This is a genomic window from Campylobacter sp. GB48 (assembly GCF_049221845.1).
GTDB classification, from domain to species: domain Bacteria; phylum Campylobacterota; class Campylobacteria; order Campylobacterales; family Campylobacteraceae; genus Campylobacter_D; species Campylobacter_D lari_C.
Window position 1 is genome coordinate 1 of the sequence record NZ_JBMJAR010000012.1, and the last position, 21,167, is coordinate 21,167.

The following is a 21,167-nucleotide window of genomic DNA, read 5'->3' on the forward strand; positions in this document are numbered from 1 at the left end:
GTTTTTACTCTATGAATTTTACCATCCATAATAGGTAAATTATCTATAATTAATCCTTCTTCTTCAAGTGATTTTTTAAATGATTGAAGGGCTAGGGAGGTGTTGGTTGAACTATTATAATACATCGATAATCCTTTTAAATTTTATAGTGATTTAGAAAAAGATTTTTCGTTAGTCCGAACATGTTCCCTTTCACGAGAATTAAGCTTTTTTTGAAAAAACTCATCAACTTTTTTAAAAAAATAGTTTTTATCTTTTTTCTTATCTTTTGAATTATCTATGGTTTTATTACTTTCAGATGTTTGTTGAGTTTCCTTGTAAGCTTTTAAAAATTCTGAAACAAAATTAGAAAATTCATTCGCATTTGATAAAACTCCAACTTCTTTAATTGCTTCAAAAGTTCCATTTAGAATATTTTGAAAATTTTCAGCTTTAAGCGGAGATAATATTTTGTCAAAATTTTCTTTTATTTTTGGATTGATTCTTTTGTTAATACTAGCATCAATATTTTGACTACCTAGTTTAATTAATTCATCTAAACCTTTCTCAAAATGTCCATCACCTAATCTTACCTTTAGCGGTATTTTTAAATCATCAGTGATAATTTCAAACGCAATTTCTTGTTTTGAAAAAGATAATTTTTCCATTCGTTTTAGCTTTTCACAAGAATCAAAAGTTTTTAAAGTATTAAAAAGAGATTCAATCTCTTTAGGATTTGATGTATTGTCATAAGTTCCATTAAAAACACACTCTTGATATTCTTCACATAATGATGAATTATCAATAACTTTTACTTTTATATTTTCAAATGTTATGTTTTTGTTTTCATTTTCTTGTATATCTATGTTTTCCATTTTTCATCCTTAATAATTTTGTTTTTTGGTTTTGTTTTTTTGGATTATTGTAAAAATTGTTTATATTTTTTTTAGTTGCTTTTATCCTCCTTATTGTTGGTATAGTTGATATTAAAAAAATCATCAACTTCACTACATAATGATTTTATCTTTTCTAAATTATTTTTTTGAATATAATCAAAAAATAAATTTCTAAAATCATCTTTATCTAATAAAGAGATAATTTCAGAGCCTAGCTTCTTACAAAGCTTCTCTTTTCTTTCTTTCTCTTTTTGTTTTACTTTTTGGATTTTTTCTTTATACTCTTGTTTGAGTAATTCTATTTCTTTGCTATCTTTTCTCATCTTACTCCTTGTGAATTTTTATATATTAATTATATCATAAATGCTGAAAATATTAATTTTTATGTAAAGATAAATTGACTAAAATACAGGTGTAAAAAATGTATTAATAGCAGGATAGCTATTTACTCCAAAAAATGACACCATTTTTTTAGTAAATAGCAAAATATTCTCTGCGAGGCTCAATAAAAGGTGTTGTAATTTTTATGAAAAAAACTAATATTTATTTTGATGAAAAAAGTTATTCTTATCTTCTTAGACTAAAAAAAGAAATGAAAGTTTCTTTTAGTAAAATAATAAATACAATTTTAAAAAATATTTATGATAATGAAAAAGAAAATATAAACACCATAGATAAAATAAATTATCAAAATAATGAACCAAAAAAAGAAATTAGATTTAAACTTACTGAAGATGAATATAAAATATTTTCAGATTTTGCAAAGAAAAATGGAAATGGAACTGCAACAAAACAAATAAGAATTTTAACTTTAAATCATATTTATAAAGATAAATTTTTTGATAAAAATTATATCGATGAATTTATATTAGCAAGAACAGAAATAAACACAATCGGAAGGAATATATATCAGCTTTTAAAAATTTTAAGAAGCGGAAAAAGTGTGAGAATAAATGAAAAAAATTTAGAAAAATCTTTTGAGGATATTTCAATAAATATTGAAAAATTATCCAAAGAATTAGAAAAAATTATTCTTAAAAATAATGAAAGAATTTAATGTCAAGATTTAAAATTTTTGATGATGAGATCATAGCAAAAAGAGTTTATACTAAAATAGAAGTTGGATCTAAATCTACATATAATTTTGTTAAAAAAAATATATCAAATAAAACAAATAAAGTTTTTAGAAAAAACACTGAAGTCGTTGTAAAAATTACATCAGGCTCGAAAAATTTGCAAGCAGTTTGCAAACATTTAGATTATATTTCAAGAGAAGGAACAGTAGAAATAATTACAAGTGATTTTGATATATTAAAAGGAAAAGATGAGTTAAAAATTTTAAAAAAAATTTATGAAAATGAGGGCGCTCCTATTCCTAGATTTGGACAAGAAAAAAAAGAAAAAAGACATACTATTAATATGGTTTTTTCTATGCAAGATTATAAAAATGCACCCCCAGAAAAAATGAAAAAAGCTGTTTTAATGACATTAAAAAAAATGTATCCAGATAATTTTTTTGCAGTTGCTTTTCATGATGATACTGACAATCCACATTGTCATGTTTGTTTAAAAGTTGCAGATAAAAATGGAAAAAGAATTAATCCAAAAAAATCAGATTTAATGAATTTGAGATTATCTTTTGCTAAAGCATTAAACAATTTAGGTGTGGAAGCAAAAGCAACTATTCGTTCAAAAAACAATGAAGAAGTATCCTATAAACTTGAAAAAAATAAAGAACAAACTAAAATGCATTATTATCAAGTTTTAGATTATGGAAAAGCAAAATATAAATTTAGTCTTGATGAGAAAGCTAAAGATAGTTTTTATGTGAAATATAGAACAAAAAAAGGTATAGCTGTAATATGGAGTAATGATCTTGAAAGAGTTATCAAAGAAAATAAAATTTTAAAAGGGGAATATGCAAAGTTTAAAATTATAGGACAAGAAACATATCAAATTAAGAAAAAAATTAAAGCAAATGGAAAGACTTTTGAAGTAACCAAAATGGCAAAAAAATCTGTTTGGGACGCTTCTGTTTTAGGTAGAGAAAAAGAGCTAAAACCATTGCAATCAGATGAAAAAAATAATCCAAAATATACTATAAAGGAAAACAATGAGAGAGATTATACAGAACAATATAGACAGAGAATCTTACAAGAGTCCAGTAATAAATCAAATATCCCAAGAGAATCTGCCAAAGAAAGAGACTCTATGCGAATATTGTCCGAACAGTCTGTGGTTCATGAGCGAAAAGGAACTCAAATGCCTATGCACATCAATGCACTCAATCAGCTACAGCAAGGAAAGCGAGAACGAACCGATAGTAGCTTGCGATGGACAAATTCTAGGAATAATGAGATTGAAAGAGATGCAAGATTATAGATTAAAATGATTTTGAAGAAAATTTTTGAAAGGTTCAAGGTATTTTGAATTTAAATCAAAAATTTCTTTATACGCTTCTTTTCGTTGTTCTTTCTCTTTAGAATTATCAGATAAAGATAAACCTAAAGCTTCAAAATAAGCATATCTCATTGATTTTTTATTGATGTTGTTTATGTATTTTTCGTTGTATTTTTGAATGCATTTTTTGTATTGTTTAAAACATTCGCAAATTTGCTTTTCTTTGGCAATTTTGAATAAAAGAGTTTCTAATTCTCCATTGTCATAGTTGTTTGGAAATAAGAAAATGTCTTTATTTTCCAATAAATTTAAACTTTCTTGTATTAATCTATTGAGTGTTGTATTAAAATCAGAATCAGCATCAAAAATAAGTAAAACTTTCTTATCGTCGTCTTTAAATTCTTTTATTTTTGAAATGATATCACCATATATTGTATTTCTACCACAAGAGATTATTTTCGCATCAGAATATCCTAAAAATTTTAAATATTGTTCTAAAAATTCTTTATCGTGCTTTCCTTCTACAAAAATCTCAATATTCATCATTATTTCCTCTTGGATCTATTCTGTCAATCGTAAAATAAGCTTCTCCTTCTTGAGAATAGGGGTAAGCTTTAGTTCCTTTTTTTGTGGAAACTATTTTAAAAATTTTACTTTTATCATTCAAAATATTGCGTGCAATGTCTAAAAATTCAAGACTATGCGTTGTAAAGAAGAACTGAAAATCAAATTCTTTAGAAAGCTCTTTTATACTGTTTAGCAATTTTTTCATACTTGAAAAATGCAAACCATTTTCTATTTCATCTACACAAATACAAAAACGAGTATGCCATTGATTAACGGTTAGCATCAAAGCAAGAATAGAAGTATATTTTTTAAATCCTTCTCCTAAAAAATTAATATTAATTAATTTATCTATTCCTTCAAGATTAACTAAAACATTATTCTCCAATGTTTCTATATCTAATATACGCTCATCAAATAATCTAAGGTAATGTATAAGTTTATCGCTTTTCTTTTCTTTTCTTATGGTATCTATAGAATATTTTAGTCCCCAATTTTCAATATCACTTGGGAGATACAATGCCAAAAGAAGAGGTTTCTTATCATTTTTTGTAATATCATGAACATCGCCATTAGATTGGATGCTAAAAGATGATTGTGATTTTTGTCCATCATTATTTGTTTCAAACTCTAAACCATTGATATAAAGTTCTAACATAAAATTTTGCTTGAGATTTTCTTGAGGTATAAAGTCTTTTAAAATTTTAGGATAAATTTTAACTTCTATTTTTCTGGAGTCGTAATTTGAATAAAATTCAATAGGCTTTGAAAAATCGAAATTATAAAAGATAGAAGAAATATTAGAGGGAATAACTATAATTTTGCGAAAATTTTGAATTTTTATTAAATAATTCGGTTCTTCTGCATTATAACACATACAAATTGCCTCTAGTATACTCGTTTTTCCACAACTATTTTCTCCTACAAATATATTAAATTGTTGAAATTCTTTGATTTCAAATTCTTCTAAACCTCGAAAATGTTTAATTGTTATATCTTTTATCATTTTTATAACCTTAAAATCTTGTTAATATTTTGTATGCAAAAAGCATTCCTAAAATGTATTAACTAGTTATACAAAAATCAATCACATTTTTTTAATTTCATTATGTTTATTTAAATCCTCTAAAATCTTTGCAGATTTTGGCAAAAAATCACTTTTGTAATTTATTTTGCTTACCCATTTTTCTATTTCATCCATGATAATGCGATTGTTTTCTCTTAATGCTTCTAAATAATCTTTTCTTTTATATTTTGCAATGTTATCCCCTGTAATGCTTTTTAGCTCCACAATTTCTTTTTAAGATCTTCTATCTTATTTTATTGAGTTGAATAAATTTTCTAAGTCATTATAAAAATTGTTCAATCTCTTTTGCCATGTAAGAATATCCTTTTAAGAAAATGTTTTGTTTTTGGGAAATAACATTTTATACAAAGAATATTAAAATTGAATTTTAGAAGTATAACATTATTTGATTAAATATATTAATTACATATAATTTAAATATTATATAGATATTTTTTACATATCCATATAATATTATTTATAAATTAGTATGATATATTATGTCAATTTTCTTCTTTTGCAAAAATAATGAAAGTTATTGTAAGTTCCTTTTTCGCCTAAAAATTTCCAAATATTGCGTAAGGTTATTTTTTTAGATATAAGCTCTTTTATTAGATCTTCATCTTTATCATACATACTATTAAAACTATTTGTAGGACGACCTATATTTTTTCCATTTTTGCGTGCATTAGCAAGTCCTGCTTTTGTTCTTTGTGAGATAAAGTCTCTCTCTGTTTCTGAAACATAAGCGTAGAAAGAAAGGAGTAATTTTTGAGAAGGATTGTTAAATGAACTTAATTCAGGTTGTCGTAAAAAAACAAATTGCACACCCTTTTCAGAAAGTTCTAATATTAATGTAATAACTTCAAGCATACTTCTTCCTAATCTTGAAAGTTCTGTGCAAATTAATAAATCACCTTCATTGAGTTTATCTTTTAATTCATTCATACGCCTTTTTTCTAAACTTTTTCTTGAACTCATTTCAACTTCCATAACTTCATCAATATTAATTTTGTTTTTTATACAATATTCATATATTTGGAGTTTTTGGACTTCTGAGTCTTGTTTTGCTGTACTAATTCTTACATATGCTATTACCATTATGCAATTATATCTAAAATTGTTTGAAGTATTATTTTTTAATAGTATGTATCATTACAATATGTATATAATATTTTTTATATATTATATACATATCAAAATTATATTTTTAAAATATTTTTTAGTTATTTAACACCTTAAATCTTATAAAAGCACCTTTATCCATGCCCATTTGTTCTGCCATACTTGATAATCTTTCATATTCTTCACTTGTAAAACCTACAAGAAGCTTTTTATCTCTTTTGATTCTTCCAGATTGCGTAGGGGTTTTTTGTGCTGAAGTTTCTCCCGTAGCTCCTTCAATAAAACTATCTAAATTCACATTTGTATTTTTTTTAAATGCCATTTTATTATCCTTTGATTTTATTTATTAATTCATTATAGAAAGTATTAAATTCTTCTAAAGCTTTATTGTTAGAATTAATTTCTGTTTCACTAATTCCTAAACCCATTTGAATGCAAGTTTTATATTTTTCTCTTTCACAGATAATATTATCTAAAAGTTTAATATTGTCATCTTCTTGCTCTTTAATATAGGCTCTTAAATCTTCAATCTTTTTATTTAAAAAAGGATTTGGAGAGCTTTTATTGATTAAAACAAATGTTTGTAGATCTCTATTTAATTCCTTTGCCATTTTAATAATTGTAAACATTTTATCTAAAACACTAACATCAAATTGACTTGGGATTGTAGGAATGATTACAACATCTGAAAAACCTAATGCTATTCTCATTTCTTTTGAGTCTCTACCACCAGTATCGATAATAATTAAATCATACTCATTTTTATTTTTTTCTTTTTGTATAAAATCTTTTAAAGATTCGCCAACTTTAGATACAACAGAGAATGTTCTATTAATACCTTCTTCCATTCTAATATTGACAAAAGTCATAACAGATTTTTGTGGATCGCTATCACACAATAAAACCTTTTTACTCTCAGCTGCCTTAATTGCTAAATTTACAGCTAATGTGCTTTTGCCACTTCCGCCTTTTTCATTACAGATGGATATAATCATACTTATCCTTATGATATTTATTATATATCATAATTATATCATAAGAATATTAAATACATAGTATAAAAATATATATAAAAAATGTAAAAGATATTTATATAATATACTATATTATTAATAGCAATAAAAATTTTTATTATTGTTTTTCTATATCAAGAAACCAAATTTTATTAAATAATATATAATTATATAATTAAAACTAAATTGCAAGGTGAACAGTTATGGCTAAAAATAAATATTATGCAGTTCGAGTTGGAGTAAATCCTGGAGTATATAATACGTGGAGTGAGTGTGAGAAACAAGTAAAAGGTGTTTCTGGTGCAGAATATAAGTCTTTTTTATCACTAGAGGAAGCTGAGCAATATGTGTCTGATATAAATAATAATTTGGAATCTAAGAATAATATAAATAGTTTAAGTGATGAGCTTAATTCCAAAATAGAAAAAGCCATATCAAATCTTGCGGAAAATGAAATTATTGCTTTTGTGGATGGTAGCTATGATAAAGCACAAAATAAATCATCGTTTGGTGTGATTATACTTAGTCACAACAATAATCGAGATAATTTGTATAAAACATTTACAAAGGAATTAGGGGAAGAATTTGTTTCACTGGCGAATGTTGCAGTAGAATTAGAAGCTGTCAAAGAATCTATTAATTGGGCGCTAAAATATAAAAAATCTAAAATAACAATTTATTATGATTATGAAGGTATAGAAAAATGGGCAAAAGGAGAATGGAAAGCAAACAATTCTGTAACTAAAAAATATGTTAGTTTTATTCAAGAAAAAGAGAAAATGTTACAAATCGAATTTGAAAAAGTTCCTTCACATTCAGGTATTCGATTTAATGAAGAAGTTGATTCTATTGCCAAAAATGCTTTACTTACAAAAGGGCATAAAACTTATAATGATGGTTCTGTTTATTTCTATGGATACAAACAACAAGATTGGGAAAAAATAGTTCAATATATTAATAAAGAAAATATAGGATTATCTGATGAAGAAGAAATTTCACAACTTGTTTTAAGTACGGAAAATATTGATTTAAACAGACAAAGAATTAGAATTAGAATTAGTCAAGCAAATAATACCGTTACTATCAATTGTTACAAAAATTCAAAATCTTATGTACAAGGAAAACAAACAGCGTTATTTCAAAAAATTATCTCAACCGCAATTTGTCTCCTACAAAATAAACAAGTTGTAATCAAAACGCTAAATGATTACCATGCTTTAACATTAACAGAAAAAGAAGTAGAAGTAAAATTTCAGGAAATGATACCTAATTATAGACATGTATCTCAAAAACATTACGCAAATCTTTTATCTGCGGTTTATAATACAATGCTTACAGGTTATATGCCAGATTACACTTGTTTGGTTACACCTATATTTAGGGTTTATGAATACTATTTGCATAGAATTCTTGGAGATAAGATGGGCTTAACAACAGAAACAGCTAAAGGAAATAGTTATTTTTCTTTCTTTTCAAGAAATACAAATGGGTTATATGAATGTAATAATCAAAAGAAAAAAGTTTTATTAGAGCAACAATTAATATATTTAAATGATTTATATACTAAATATAACAAGATTAGGCATCCGTATTCACATTGGTCAGTTAATGACAATAGCACCGCAGTTATTGGAGATATCGATGAAGCACGAGACTTATTAAACGAAGGCATAATGCTTGTAAATCAGTATTATTCTCTATTTTGATATAATATAAAATATTTTAAAAGGAAGTATTGAGGTGAAAAAATTTACCTATAATTCTATTATAGATGAAAACTGTATTGGTATTATTACAATTTTGGATTATGAGATCTCTGTGACTAGGACCTTATCGGATATTAAATTTACAACACAAAATAAAACTCAAAAAAAAATTTTAATTGATTTGGTTTTAAAGGTAGGATTAAATGAATATAGATTTGTGATATATAATGTAAGTGAAAATGGAAAAATTTTATGGAATAGTGGAAAATATATTACTCCTTGTGAAAAAATAGTAAAGTTTGCAAACTCTATCATAAAACAAGAAAGCAATATTCTTTCTAATTCTATGTTATCTAACTCCGCTCAAGCTATGTTATTAAAGAATTGCTAAATTTACAGCTAATGTGCTTTTGCCACTTCCGCCTTTTTCATTACAGATGGATATAATCATATTTATCCTTATGATATTTATTATATATCATAATTATATCGTAAAAATATTAAATACATAAGTATAAAATATAAAAAAGATATTTATTAGATATAAATTAAATATAATTTATTTTTAATATTCCATATTTTTTAATTCGATTCAAGTTGTTTATATTTCAATAAGTTCTTTTTTAATTTCTTCAAACATCTTATTGTGAGCGTAATACATTATTACCTTATCTAATATAAATAAATTTGATAATAAAACTTTTTTATTTTCTTTATATAAAGCAATTAAAATTTTCTCTGCTTTATTTTTTTCGTTTAGTTTTAATTTTAAAAGATTTTTATTTTCTTTGATTTTCTTAATTCATAGTTTCTTTAATACATTCTAATATTTTATCTTTATCTATATTTTTCATTTTTCCATTTTTCTTATTTTTTGATATTACTAAAATATTGATATTCTTCTTCACAAAAAGAGCCGAAAAACAAAAAGCATAAATAGTTTAATTCTTTAACTTCATTTATCTTTTTCATTTTGCTTTCCTTGCGTATAATTTTGTTCTTGTGGTTGCACATCAATCATCATTTTGCATTTTGGACAGATAACTTTTTTATATGCTTCATCTTCTGTATATTCAATATATTTATTCTCATTGCAATTTTTACATTTAACGTTAGTCCATAAGATCATAGGATGAAAATAAATTTTGTTTGAAAGAAAATAAGGATATTTTTTACTCATATATTCTTCTCTGAAATTTTAGATTCAAATATAATCGTGATTTATGTTTTAAGTTTTGTTTAATTTTACTTCTTACCTTTATAATTTTTTTATACAAATCTGATTTTTTAGTTGCCAAATTTACTCCTTTTTAATCCAAAATCAAAAAAAATGTTTATTACACATTTAATTTTAATAAAAAATTAAAATTAAATAATACATTTATATTTAATATAAGAGCTAAATTTATCGTTCGTTATTTTTTAATGAAAGGACTCCTTTAAATGTTTAAAAAAATACTATTAATAGTATTAGCTGTAAATTTAGCTTTTGCTGCAGGCGGTATTGATAAAGTCAATACTTTGGCACAAGATATAGAAGCAGCTTTGTTTGGTGTTTCTATTATTGCTATTACAATAGCTTTTGGTATTGCAGGTTATAGAATGGCAATATTAAAACAGCAATGGACTGAAGTTTTACCAGTGGTAATTGGTGGTGTTGTTATAGGTTCTGCTTCTTCTTTGGCTGCTCTTTTGGTGGGTTAAAAGTTTATGAATAACTATTTTGATCCGCTCTTTAAAGGATTAACACGCCCTGCACTCCTTTTTGGAGTGCCTTTAGTGCCTTTTATAATAAACATTTTAGGATTTATCTTAATAGCTGTTTATACACAACAATTTTTCCTTTTAATTTTTGGAGTTATTTCTTATTTTATTATGAAAGCAATGACTAAGAAAGATGAGCAAATGTTTAGATTGTTTTTTTTAAAAACTAAATTTATTAGTAATTTTTTGAGTAGAAAATACCATAAAGCTAAAACTTTTAATAGCGTAAGTTATAAACGATTGCCAACTAATAATGATTTTCCAAGATTATCTATATTTCCACTTCATGCTGAACCAAGTTTAGAAAAATTAATTCCTTATAGCTCTTTACTTACAGATAGCATTGTTATTACAAAAGAACATATGCTAATTAGCACATTTTTTATTGAAGGTATAGAATTTGAGTGTGAGTCAGATGAGAATTTAATTTTTAAAAAAAATCTTTTAAATATGATGATAATGTCATTTTCTAATGAGCCTGTTGCTTTTTATTTTCATAATGTAAGATTTAAATTACATGAATTTTTAGATTCTCATTTTGAAAATTCTTTTTTAAAGGAAATTGATGAGAAATACCATAAGAGTTTTGATAAAAAAAGTTTTCAGCAAAATTCGCTTTATTTGACTTTGGTCTATAAGCCTTTAAAATCTAATATCGATCTAAAGACTTTTAATAAATTAAATTACAAATCAAAAGCAAAAGAAATTTCAAATTTTGTTCTTAAATTCCAAGAATACTTAGGAAAACTTGAAGCTAACATTAAAGATTTTAAACCAAAAATATTAAGTGTATATAAAAAGAATAATATTAAATATTCCGAGCAATTAGAATTTTATAATTATTTAATAGGTGGAAAATTTAATCCTGTTGTAGTTTGTGATACTCCGATATATCAATATCTAACAGGAACTTTAAAAAATATTCAATTTAATCACGATATGATTCAGCTAAACTACAATGATGATACAAAAAGATTTGCTAGAATTATTGAAATTAAAGATTATTCTAATGAAACTTTTTCAGGTATTTTAGATTCTTTAATGTATCTTGATGTAGATTATACTATCACTCAAACTTTTGTTCCTTTATCAAAATATGATTCAAAATCAGCATTAAACAAACAAATCAATCAACTAATTTCAAGTGAAGATGATGGCGTAAGTCAGATAGAGCAATTAAATTTAGCATTAGATGATTTAATTAGTAATGTTATAAGTTTTGGAAATTATCATTTTAGTATTTGTGTTTTTGGTGATAGCATTGATGAATGCAAGAAAAATACTAATAAAGTAATAACTTCATTAAATAGTTTAGGCTTTACTTCAACATTAGCAAATATTGCACTACCTGCTTCTTATTTTTCACAATTTCCAAGTAATTTTGCAATACGCCCAAGAGTTCATATGATTTCATCTTTAAATTTTTCATCTTTGGTTGCATTACATAATTTCTTAATGGGTAAAAAAGAAAAAAATTGCTGGGGCGATGCTGTAACTATTTTAAAAACACCAAATAAACAACCATATTTTTTAAATTTCCACAAAAGCGATGGGAAAAACAAAGATGAATTTGGTGATTTGAATTTAGCTAATACTTTGATTTTAGGTCAAAGTGGTGGTGGTAAAACCGTGTTTATGAATTTTATCATTAATCAAATGATAAAGTATGCTAATAAAGATAGCTTCCCTGCAAACATACCTGAAGATAAAAAGAAATTTACAGCTGTATTTTTAGATAAAGATAAAGGTGCTTTAGGCAATATTCTTTGTGCTGGCGGTAGATATATTTCTATTAAAAATGGTAAGCCTACTGGGTTTAATCCTTTTATGATTGAAACTAATGAAGAAAATTTAAGATTTTTAAAACAACTAATAAAACTATGTGTAACACGCAATGGCGAAATTCTTAATACAAAAGAAGAAAAACAAATCAATGAAGCTGTAAATACTCTAATGTTTCAATTTGAAATTTCTGAAAGAAAATATCCTATTTCTTTACTTCTTGAAAATATTACAGATGATTTTAATGACAATAACTCTTTAAAAAGTAGATTGTCTTTATTCCAAAAAGGAAAACAATTTGGCTGGGTGTTTGATAATGAATATGACAATCTAGATTTTCCTGATGATATTAATTTATTTGGTATTGATGGAACTGAATTTTTAGATGAAAAAGATGTTTCAGCATTAATCTCTTATTTTATTCTTTGGCGTGTTATGAATTTAGCAGATGGAAGAAGACTTTGTATAGATATTGATGAAGCTTGGAAGTGGTTAGAAAATGATATTGTGGCAGAAGAAGTAAAAAACAAGTTTAAAACCATAAGAAAACAAAATGGCTTTTTAAGACTTGCTACACAAAGTATAGAGGACTTTTTAAAACTAAAGATAGCAAATACTTTAGTTGAACAATCTGCTACAAAAATATTTTTACCAAACCCTTTAGCAAAAGAAGATGAGTATTTAAGACTAGGTCTTAGTAAAGATGAATTTTTAATAGTTAAAAACTTCGCCCCACACAAACGACAATTCCTTGTTAAAAGACAAGATGAAGCAGTTGTTTGTTCTTTGGATCTTTCATCTTTAGGCAAAGAAAACCTAAAAATTTTATCTACAGGCACAAGCTATATAGAAAAAATAGAAAATATCTTTAATCAAGAAAACAAAACTTTGGAAGAAAAAATCAATGAACTTAAAACATTTTATAAGGAAGAACAATGAGATTAAGTTTAAGTAAAAGCAGAGAGAACTTTCGTTCTCCCCATGAAAAAGATTGCGTGTTGTTGGACTATGTTCGTTTAAAAAAGAGTTTTATCTCTTCTTTAAAGAAAATTGCCATAGTGCAAGCAACAGACACAATGGTGCTTATTAAAAGTTCCATTGTTTTTCCTTTATGTGTTGAAATTCCCTTCCACACCCCTACCGCCAAAATAAGGCAAAAAAAAACCCGACTACTTAAAAAAGCAATCGGGTATTTCAACACAGTTACGCAATTTTTTTCTAACGATAAAGGATACCTAAATGACTATATCGTTGCAAAAATTATAACACAAAAAAATAAAAGTAGTTTTAATCAGATAAGGAGTAAAGAAGTGATGTTTGATGATATTAAAGTTTTTAGATTTAAAGCCACAAGGAAATCTCATCCCCATAAAAATGGGGCAAGGCTAATAAGTCTTGACTGTAACTATACAAAGGAGTATAATTACAATTATAAGTTTGTTATAACTCAATTTAATCGCCTCCTTTCGGAGTGCAAATTAAGCCACAAGGGTGCGAACCTTGTGGCAAACACCCTAAAAAATTATATCCAAAAACAAAATAAATTTTTATTTTCCATAATTTCATCATTATGTATTGTAAATTTAGCTTTTAGTGCTGGTATTCCTGTAGTTGATGCGACTGCAAATTCACAAATGGCAACCCAAAATGCAAAAGAAATTGCAGAATGGGCTAAACAAGCTACAAGATGGCAAGATACGGTTAAACATTATCAACAACAAATTCAAGCTTATCAAAATGAGCTTATGTCTAAAACAGGTGCAAGAGACTCAGTGTCTTTTATGAGAGACACAAAACAAATTTATTTAGATTTTGCACAAGCTGGACAAAACATACAATCTTTTTATGATGATGTATTGCAAGATCCACAAGGCTTTTTAAGCGATAAAAGCAAAGAAACATTTAGAAAATTCACTCTTTTTGATCGTTGCAATGCTAGTTATTTGAGTGAAGAGCGAAAAAGAATATGTAGAATGGATATGATTACTTATGCAGCTCAAGTGGAGCATTATAATCAAGCTTCTATCCAAGTTAATACCGTAGCAAAGTCTTTAGAAAAACTACACCAAAGACTTATAGAATCAAAAGATATTAAAGAAACTAATGACATTAACAATGCGATTAATGTAGAAAAAACCAAACTAGAAATCATTAAAACTAATCTTGAAATTTCTAATATGCATTATGAAAATCAAAGAAGAATAAGACAAGATCAAGCAGCACAGCTGTTTGCAGAATCAATGGGGAAAGAGCCTTTGGATTATGGCGAGCTTAGAAAAAAATATGATAAAGAAGCTGATGCTTTATTTGACTAAATAGGAGTGAAAAATGAGTAGTGTTATTAATATTAACAATATAGATGTCATCTTTGAAAACAAAGATGAGCAAATTTTTTGCACAAGTTTAGATATAGCTAAAGTGTTTGGGAAAAGACATGATAATGTATTAGCAGATATTAAACTCATTTTAAATGAATTGCGAGAAATAGGGGCTTCTCAAGGTCTCCTCAATTTTGAGGAGACCTATAGAAATACTGAAATTAGGGGTTTTGGTAAGGTTAAAGGAAAAACAAGAAAAGATCGTTGTTATAATCTAACTCGTGATGCATTCACACTTTTAGCTATGGGTTTTACAGGTAAAAAAGCTTTACAATTTAAAATTGCTTTTATCAATGCTTTTAATCAAATGGAACAAATCATTAAAAACAAAGAAATAGAAAAAATAAAACAACTAAAACATTATGATCTTCCTGATACACCTTATAAGGAAAAGATAGCAAACGCTATAAAGGAAATAGAACAAAAACAAAATTCTAAATTTATAGAACTAATAGAATATGAAATAGTAGAAAAATTTAAAAATGGAAAAACACAAGTTTTACAAAAACTTAATTTTAAAACCAAATTAATTTAAAAAAAACAAATTTTAAAGAAAGGAGATAAAGAAAGTTAGTATAAAGCCAAAGGGAAAAATCATTAAAGCCCTGCTAATGCAGGGTATATCAATAAGCCTTGACAAAGCAAAGCATTATTAATATAATAGCTATAATGATTTTTTGTGACATTTAAATCACCGCCTTTCTGGGCGTTATTAAATGCCAAAGGTAGCCGCCTTTGGCATTCTACCCTTTACAATTATACTAACTTCTTTCAAACACCATAGTGATTAACAATGCTAAAGATTTAGAAATATTTGAACTTTGCGAAAAACTAGCAGAACTTTTAGGCGATAAAGAAGCAATTGCTGATTTAAGAACTTTAGAAAAACGCCACCCTGAAATGTTTGTAGATAAAAAGCAAGTTTCTAATTTAATTCAAATAGTTACCAAAGAGCCTGAACTAATCATTAAAAATCCTAGACCTAAAAATGAAAAAGATTTTATAGCTGGAAAAAAACTTAATGAAGAAAAAATGGGTGAAGTAGGTATTCGTAAAGATGGAAATATCAATAAGATTTTTCATGCTAATGAAAAAAGATTAAAAAACTTAGAATTAATGGCTAAAAAAGAAGTGATAGTCGATGGTAGGGACGCCCACACCCCCTACACTCAAGCCCAAAGTCTTGACGGGCGACTGGTTCAAGAGAACATTTCATCGGCTACCGACAAAATTATATCACAAGAAAACAAAAGCAAAGCATATTTTCAAGAAAAACTAAACAATTTCAATCATATAGCAAGTAAAAATAAGGAGCTTGAAAAATGAGTAGTGTTATTTTATTTGAAAATAAAGAATTAGGAAAAGTAAGAACAATAAGAGATAAAAACAATGAACATTTGTTTTGCTTGAAAGATATTTGTGATATTTTAGAAATACAAAACTCAAGAGATGTTAGAAATACTATATTAAGGGAGTTTGAGCTACGTAGATTAAATCGACGTAGCTTTGATACAGGTTTTGGAATAAAAGAATTTACTATGATAGATGAACCACAGCTTTACTTTGTTTTAATGAGAAGTGATAAGCCAAAAGCAAAGCCTTTTAGACAATGGGTTATTAAAGAAGTCTTACCAAGCATTAGAAAGCAAGGTTATTATGCGTTTAACAATGCACCAAAATTAGAAAATTATAACAACAAATATGATCTTCCTGATACACCTTATAAGGAAAAGATAGCAAGCGCTATAAAGGAAATAGAACAAAAACAAAATTCTAAATTTATAGAACTAATAGAATATGAAATAGTAGAAAAATTTAAAAATGGAAAAACACAAGTTTTACAAAAACTTAATTTTAAAACCAAATTAATTTAAATAAAAACAAATTTTAAAGAAAGGAGATAAAGAAAGTTTAAGAAAGGCCGTAGGGTAAAATTATACCCCTTTAAAAGGGGCAAAGCTAATAAGCCTTGACTATAATTACACAAACAAGTATAATTATAGTTATAATTTTGTATGACATAAATTCACCCCCATTCTAAGGGTTAGATTAAGCCATAGGGTTGCAGCCTACGGCTAACCCTTCGGGGTATTATACCTTAGTCTTCTTAAACTTCTTAAAACACCATAGTGATTAACAATGTTAAAGATTTAGAAATATTTGAACTTTGCGAAAAACTAGCAGAACTTTTAGGCGATAAAGAAGCAATTGCTGATTTAAAAAAACTATATCTTAAGCATCCAGAGATGTTTAAAAGTATGCAAGATCTTTTTAATACCATTAAAGAAGTGGTAGAAAGTCCTAAAATTATTACTAAAGCTAAAAGAAAAGGAGCGCTTTTAGCGGTAAAAAAAATAGAAAATTCGCATAAAGTCGGAGAGGTTGCCATTGAAAATGATAATGGCATAAATGTTATCTTTCATGCTAATAAAAAAAATATAAATAAATCTAAAGTAAGGCAGATGTTGGTGGAGACGCCATCTGCAAAAGCAGCACCCACATGGTTAAACCGTTGCGCTAATAATTCAAAAGAATTATCTAAGTGCTATGAAGCACTTTCAACATCCACCAACAAAATTATATCACAAGAAAACAAAAGCAAAGCATATTTTCAAGAAAAACTAAAAAATTTCAATCATATAGCAAGTAAAGACAAGGAGCTTGAAAAATGAGAACACAAGTTTTACAAAAACTTAATTTTAAAACCAAATTAATTTAAATAAAAACAAATTTTAAAGAAAGGAGATAAGGAAAGTTAGTATAAAGCCAAAGGGTTTCTAGTATCCCCTTTAAAAAAGGGGAAATCAAAGCTAATAAGCCTTGACTATTATTATACATAGTAGTATAATAATTACTAGAATTTTATTAATCAAGGTTTCTCACCTTCTTTCTAAGGCAAGATTTGATTAATCAAAGGCTGGGAACCCTTTGGTTAATCAGCCTTAGGATAATTATACTAACTTCTTTTAAACACCATAGTGATTAACAATGCTAAAGTTATATTAGTAGCTATTTTTAGATTTAAAGCCACAAGGAAAATCCACCATACCCCAACAAGTGGGGCAAGACTAAAAAGCCTTGACTATAATTATACAAAGGAGTATAATTACAACTATGATGAATTTTATGGCATTCATCTTAGCTCCTTTAGGGGCTTAGATTTTCGCCACAAGGGTGCAGTCCTTGTGGCAAACACCCCAAAAAATTATATCCAAATTTTTAATCTTATAAATTTTTGTAGTTTCGTATTTTATTTTAATTTTTTAAGTAGAAAAATAAAAAATATTTTATCCCTGCAAAAGCAGGGCAAGAGCTTAATAAGCCTTGACTATTACTATACAAAGAAGTATAATAATAAGTATAAAATATTTTCGGTTCAAACAAATCACCTCTTTTCTGAGGTTTTATTGAGCCATAGGGTTGCCGCCCTATGGCTAACCCCATGTAATTATATCCAAATTTTTAATCTTATAAATTTTTATAATCTCATATTTTCTTTTAAGGCTTACCATGCAAGGTAATTTTTTTACAGAGCTTGGTAATGCTACTCATGTGATTTTAGAAGTAGTAAGAAATGCAGCACTGAGTGAAAAAATGACTCAACTTGCTGTGCTTTTTTCTATCACCCTTGTTATTACTATTATGTATAAGGGTTATGAAATCTTATTTGGTCGTTCTCAAAGCCCTACTAAAGAAGTAATGTGGGATTTAGCTGCTAAGGCTATGATCATCACTTTTGCTTTAAATATCGGCGGATGGCTTACTTTAGTCATTAATGCTATGGATGGCTTTCATGAGTGGGCTGGTGGAAGCCTTAGTATGTATAAGCAAATTGATATTATTTTTAATGAAGTTAGAAATTTAGCTGATAGTATATGGGCTAAGGCTAGTGGATTTAGCATTATAGTTGCTGCATTTAGTATAGCTATGATTTATACAGGTTTTGGTATAGCTGTGCTACCTGCTTTAGTAGTGATTAATGCTACTGCCTTTACTCAAACTATATTAGTGATTGCTGCACCTTTAATGTTTTATTGTCTTTTATATAAAAGCACTAAAAATGTTTTTACTCAATGGCTTGCATTGCTTATTTCTAATACCTTATTAGTTCTTTTTATGAGCTTATTTTTTAAAGTTTTTGCAAAAGAAATATATCGTTTTGCTAGGTATTCTCAAGATCAATATATGAATGCAGATGCTGACTCATTTTTCATAGGAATATCAATGATTTTTTCCTCTGTTTTATTAGTTGCTATGGTTTTTGTAGCAAAGGTTTTTGCTGAAAAAGTAGGAAGCGTTGCTTTAGATTCTGCTATGCAAAGTGTGTTTTCAAGGGTAAGCAATCCTATAAGTTCTGTTGCTGGAAAAACTCTTGGAAAATTATTTGGGCATGCTCAAAAAGGAGGCTCTAAAATGACAGAAGGTGCTTATTCTGCTATGAAATCAGGTGCTTCTGTTGCAGGTGCTAATGCTATGTCTTTAGGAAAGAGCATATTACAAAGGATGAGAAATGAAGCATAAGGTAATTTTATTTGCATTTTGTGCAATCTTTTTTAGTGCTTGTTCTATTAAAAACAATACTAATTATAACTATTTGTTTGATGATAAAAGTGGTTGGGTTGCTGTAAATGATATTAAAGATCAAGAAAAGTTTTTAAAAATGGAAATTGTTCCTGTGTTTGAAAGGAAAGAAGAAAAAGAAACTTCCATTAAAAGCTTTGAAAACATTAAAAAGAAAAAGAGAATTATTTTAAATTATCCGAGTATGTCTTATGTGATTTTAAAAAAGGCTGTAAATGATTCTAATTCTTATCATGAAGATAAGATGGTTGAAGCTGGCGAGTTTGATTATTCTATCACTTACCATACGGAGCAAGGAGATGTTTTTGTAAAAGTTTTAAAACAAAATCTTTTTTTCAAAGAAAAAGATGTGCAAATAATTGAAACTGAAGTTTTAGAAAACAAATTTTAAAGAAAGGAGATAAAGAAAGTTAGTATAAAGCCAAAGGGATTATCCTAAACCCTGCTATAATTGCAGGGAAATTAGTATGCCTTGACAAAGCAAAGCATAACTAATATAATTACTAGGATAATTTTAGTCATTCGACTCACCTCCCTTCTGGGCGGTAAATTGAATGTCAAAGGTGGCACCCTTTGGCATTCCACCCTTTTTAATTATACTAACTTCTTTTAAACACCATAGTGATTAACAATGCTAAAGATTTAGAAATATTTGAACTTTGCGAAAAACTAGCAGAACTTTTAGGCGATAAAGAAGCAATTGCTGATTTAAAAAAACTATATGCAAATCATCCTGAAATGTTTAAGGATATGCAAGAAGTTGCAAAGACAATTAAAGAAGTCGTTAAAGAGCCTGAACTAATTATTAAAAATCCTAGACCTAAAGTAGTTACTGGTGAAGCCGTCCACTCCCTTCACACCTTGAGACCTGCCAAGCTGGGCGGTAATAATCAAAAATTATCTGGTGCTAATGCACATTCAGCAACTACCAAAAAAATTATATCACAAGAAAACAAAAGCAAAGCATATTTTCAAGAAAAACTAAACAATTTCAATCATATAGCAAGTAAAAATAAGGAGCTTGAAAAATGAGAAAAATAAGCAACAAGATGAGTGATAAAGAATTGCAACAAGAAATCTTATCTTTAGAAAATGATGTTAAACAACTAGAAGCAACTATTGATGTAATCAAGCAAAGAATCACTCATCTTAAAGATATTGCTTGGGATAGACAAAGCAAAAAAGAAAGTTCTCAAATGTATAAAGTGTTAAAAGAAGATAAAACACATACAAGGGTTAAAAGCAATATAGGAGATATTAAAGTAGATAAAGACTTTATGGATAAAGAAATTAAAAAACATTTGGATAATCCAAATTTAAGAGGAATGGTTACTACGCAAGAGATGTTATCTTTTCCTAAGGTGGCTAAGAATGTAGAAGCTAAATATAATCCACGACAACAAGGATATGATTGGAGTGTTAAGGCAAATGATGGAAACATTCTTAAATATGGCGAAAGAGATTTTGGAAAAGGACACAGATTATTAACTGCTCATAGCAAAACAGAGAGGGGTGAGCGGGGTCATTCTCACCGAGAGTTTAACGACCTCGATTTTCACAACTCTGTTGAAAGTATTATATCACAAGAAAACAAAAGCAAAGCATATTTTCAAGAAAAACTAAACAATTTCAATCATATAGCAAGTAAAAATAAGGAGCTTGAAAAATGAGTAGTGTTTTAAAATCTATTAGAGATATTTTAAATGAATTGCGAGAAATAGGGTATTTCCAATGTAAGCTCAATTTTGAGCTTACATTCCAAGTCCGTAAAATAGATGGTTTTAGAGGTTTAGCTATGGGTTTTACAGGTAATTTAAAACCAAATTAATTTAAATAAAAACAAATTTTAAAGAAAGGAGATAAGGAAAGTTAGTATAAAGCCAAAGGGTTTCTAGTATCCCCTTTAAAAAAGG

Annotated in this window: 25 protein-coding genes and 2 pseudogenes; 16 read left to right on the forward strand and 11 right to left on the reverse strand. The window is 27.0% G+C overall.

Annotated elements, in window-relative coordinates:
* Window positions 1–143 precede the first annotated feature (143 nt).
* Together ACOTVC_RS06555 and ACOTVC_RS06560 are read right to left on the reverse strand one after the other, a co-directional pair.
* Window positions 144–854, reverse strand: coding sequence for a hypothetical protein (locus ACOTVC_RS06555; RefSeq protein WP_012662288.1), 711 nt, complete (start codon window positions 852–854; stop codon window positions 144–146).
* A 71-nt stretch (window positions 855–925) separates the two neighbouring features.
* Entirely contained in the window at window positions 926–1,198 is a 273-nt protein-coding gene (locus ACOTVC_RS06560; RefSeq protein WP_421628042.1) for a hypothetical protein, read from the reverse strand.
* Window positions 1,199–1,401: 203 nt separating this feature from the next.
* On the opposite strand from ACOTVC_RS06560, the gene ACOTVC_RS06565 reads away from it, so the two are divergent.
* Together ACOTVC_RS06565 and mobP1 are read left to right on the forward strand one after the other, a co-directional pair.
* Window positions 1,402–1,932 (forward strand): hypothetical protein, encoded by a 531-nt coding sequence (locus tag ACOTVC_RS06565; protein WP_263703097.1) that lies wholly within the window; start codon window positions 1,402–1,404, stop codon window positions 1,930–1,932.
* Window positions 1,932–3,257, forward strand: a complete 1,326-nt coding sequence (gene mobP1, locus ACOTVC_RS06570; protein ID WP_421628044.1) for a MobP1 family relaxase — start codon at window positions 1,932–1,934, stop codon at window positions 3,255–3,257. The genes ACOTVC_RS06565 and mobP1 overlap by 1 nt, the downstream gene beginning before the upstream one ends.
* Here mobP1 and ACOTVC_RS06575 read toward each other — a convergent pair.
* From ACOTVC_RS06575 to ACOTVC_RS06600, 6 genes and pseudogenes are all read right to left on the reverse strand, one after another.
* Window positions 3,252–3,818 (reverse strand): DUF3226 domain-containing protein, encoded by a 567-nt coding sequence (locus ACOTVC_RS06575; protein ID WP_421628045.1) that lies wholly within the window; start codon window positions 3,816–3,818, stop codon window positions 3,252–3,254. The genes mobP1 and ACOTVC_RS06575 overlap by 6 nt on opposite strands.
* Window positions 3,808–4,845, reverse strand: a complete 1,038-nt coding sequence (locus tag ACOTVC_RS06580; protein WP_421628047.1) for an AAA family ATPase — start codon at window positions 4,843–4,845, stop codon at window positions 3,808–3,810. Before ACOTVC_RS06580 ends, ACOTVC_RS06575 begins: the two co-directional genes overlap by 11 nt.
* An 81-nt stretch (window positions 4,846–4,926) precedes the next feature.
* A pseudogene (locus tag ACOTVC_RS06585) lies at window positions 4,927–5,211 on the reverse strand (hypothetical protein); the annotation flags it as partial.
* A 192-nt stretch (window positions 5,212–5,403) separates the two neighbouring features.
* A complete protein-coding gene (locus ACOTVC_RS06590) occupies window positions 5,404–6,006 on the reverse strand; it encodes a site-specific recombinase/resolvase (RefSeq protein ID WP_012662252.1) in 603 nt (200 codons plus the stop codon).
* A gap of 121 nt (window positions 6,007–6,127) precedes the next feature.
* Entirely contained in the window at window positions 6,128–6,352 is a 225-nt protein-coding gene (locus tag ACOTVC_RS06595) for a hypothetical protein (protein WP_240390130.1), read from the reverse strand.
* Between the two features lie 4 nt (window positions 6,353–6,356).
* Window positions 6,357–7,025: a plasmid partitioning protein gene (locus ACOTVC_RS06600; protein WP_044599638.1), complete on the reverse strand. Its 669-nt coding sequence runs from the start codon at window positions 7,023–7,025 to the stop codon at window positions 6,357–6,359.
* Window positions 7,026–7,246: 221 nt separating this feature from the next.
* On the opposite strand from ACOTVC_RS06600, the gene ACOTVC_RS06605 reads away from it, so the two are divergent.
* Window positions 7,247–8,749 (forward strand): viroplasmin family protein, encoded by a 1,503-nt coding sequence (locus tag ACOTVC_RS06605; RefSeq protein ID WP_263696055.1) that lies wholly within the window; start codon window positions 7,247–7,249, stop codon window positions 8,747–8,749.
* A gap of 34 nt (window positions 8,750–8,783) precedes the next feature.
* On the forward strand, window positions 8,784–9,140 hold the full coding sequence (locus ACOTVC_RS06610) for a type II toxin-antitoxin system RnlB family antitoxin (protein ID WP_257928970.1): 357 nt from the start codon (window positions 8,784–8,786) through the stop codon (window positions 9,138–9,140).
* Here the strand turns inward: ACOTVC_RS06610 and ACOTVC_RS06615 are convergent.
* Both ACOTVC_RS06615 and ACOTVC_RS06620 read right to left on the reverse strand, forming a co-directional pair.
* Window positions 9,132–9,200 (reverse strand): annotated as a pseudogene (locus ACOTVC_RS06615) (division plane positioning ATPase MipZ); the annotation flags it as partial. The gene ACOTVC_RS06610 and the pseudogene ACOTVC_RS06615 overlap by 9 nt on opposite strands.
* Window positions 9,201–9,704: 504 nt before the next feature.
* Window positions 9,705–9,929: a hypothetical protein gene (locus tag ACOTVC_RS06620; RefSeq protein ID WP_421628050.1), complete on the reverse strand. Its 225-nt coding sequence runs from the start codon at window positions 9,927–9,929 to the stop codon at window positions 9,705–9,707.
* 263 nt (window positions 9,930–10,192) lie between these two features.
* Here ACOTVC_RS06620 and ACOTVC_RS06625 point away from each other — a divergent pair, with 263 nt between their 5' ends.
* From ACOTVC_RS06625 to ACOTVC_RS06640, 4 genes are read left to right on the forward strand one after another with little or no spacing between them, the layout of a single operon-like run.
* Window positions 10,193–10,453, forward strand: a complete 261-nt coding sequence (locus ACOTVC_RS06625) for a TrbC/VirB2 family protein (RefSeq protein ID WP_421628052.1) — start codon at window positions 10,193–10,195, stop codon at window positions 10,451–10,453.
* Between the two features lie 6 nt (window positions 10,454–10,459).
* Window positions 10,460–13,234, forward strand: coding sequence for a VirB4 family type IV secretion/conjugal transfer ATPase (locus ACOTVC_RS06630; RefSeq protein WP_421628054.1), 2,775 nt, complete (start codon window positions 10,460–10,462; stop codon window positions 13,232–13,234).
* Entirely contained in the window at window positions 13,231–14,610 is a 1,380-nt protein-coding gene (locus ACOTVC_RS06635; protein ID WP_421628056.1) for a type IV secretion system protein, read from the forward strand. Before ACOTVC_RS06630 ends, ACOTVC_RS06635 begins: the two co-directional genes overlap by 4 nt.
* 13 nt (window positions 14,611–14,623) lie before the next feature.
* The gene (locus ACOTVC_RS06640) at window positions 14,624–15,208 is read left to right on the forward strand and encodes a Rha family transcriptional regulator (protein WP_044599632.1); all 585 of its coding nucleotides are present in this window, start codon (window positions 14,624–14,626) and stop codon (window positions 15,206–15,208) included.
* A 62-nt stretch (window positions 15,209–15,270) separates the two neighbouring features.
* On the opposite strand, the gene ACOTVC_RS06645 is transcribed toward ACOTVC_RS06640, so the two are convergent.
* The gene (locus ACOTVC_RS06645) at window positions 15,271–15,396 is read right to left on the reverse strand and encodes a hypothetical protein (RefSeq protein ID WP_257933363.1); all 126 of its coding nucleotides are present in this window, start codon (window positions 15,394–15,396) and stop codon (window positions 15,271–15,273) included.
* A 60-nt stretch (window positions 15,397–15,456) separates the two neighbouring features.
* On the opposite strand from ACOTVC_RS06645, the gene ACOTVC_RS06650 reads away from it, so the two are divergent.
* The 8 genes from ACOTVC_RS06650 (at window position 15,457) to ACOTVC_RS06685 (ending at window position 21,082) form a co-directional block, all read left to right on the forward strand.
* Window positions 15,457–15,999 carry a hypothetical protein gene (locus ACOTVC_RS06650; RefSeq protein ID WP_421628057.1) on the forward strand — a complete coding sequence of 181 codons (543 nt, stop codon included), beginning with the start codon at window positions 15,457–15,459 and terminating at the stop codon, window positions 15,997–15,999.
* Window positions 15,996–16,547 (forward strand): Bro-N domain-containing protein, encoded by a 552-nt coding sequence (locus ACOTVC_RS06655; protein ID WP_421628059.1) that lies wholly within the window; start codon window positions 15,996–15,998, stop codon window positions 16,545–16,547. The genes ACOTVC_RS06650 and ACOTVC_RS06655 overlap by 4 nt, the downstream gene beginning before the upstream one ends.
* 255 nt (window positions 16,548–16,802) lie before the next feature.
* On the forward strand, window positions 16,803–17,345 hold the full coding sequence (locus ACOTVC_RS06660; protein WP_421628060.1) for a hypothetical protein: 543 nt from the start codon (window positions 16,803–16,805) through the stop codon (window positions 17,343–17,345).
* Between the two features lie 838 nt (window positions 17,346–18,183).
* Entirely contained in the window at window positions 18,184–19,194 is a 1,011-nt protein-coding gene (locus ACOTVC_RS06665; protein WP_421628062.1) for a type IV secretion system protein, read from the forward strand.
* Window positions 19,184–19,645, forward strand: a complete 462-nt coding sequence (locus ACOTVC_RS06670; protein ID WP_421628064.1) for a hypothetical protein — start codon at window positions 19,184–19,186, stop codon at window positions 19,643–19,645. Before ACOTVC_RS06665 ends, ACOTVC_RS06670 begins: the two co-directional genes overlap by 11 nt.
* Window positions 19,646–19,875: 230 nt before the next feature.
* Window positions 19,876–20,286: a hypothetical protein gene (locus ACOTVC_RS06675; RefSeq protein ID WP_421628065.1), complete on the forward strand. Its 411-nt coding sequence runs from the start codon at window positions 19,876–19,878 to the stop codon at window positions 20,284–20,286.
* 17 nt (window positions 20,287–20,303) lie between these two features.
* On the forward strand, window positions 20,304–20,924 hold the full coding sequence (locus ACOTVC_RS06680; RefSeq protein WP_421628081.1) for a hypothetical protein: 621 nt from the start codon (window positions 20,304–20,306) through the stop codon (window positions 20,922–20,924).
* Entirely contained in the window at window positions 20,921–21,082 is a 162-nt protein-coding gene (locus ACOTVC_RS06685; RefSeq protein ID WP_263659909.1) for a Rha family transcriptional regulator, read from the forward strand. The genes ACOTVC_RS06680 and ACOTVC_RS06685 overlap by 4 nt, the downstream gene beginning before the upstream one ends.
* The last annotated feature ends 85 nt before the right edge of the window (window positions 21,083–21,167 follow it).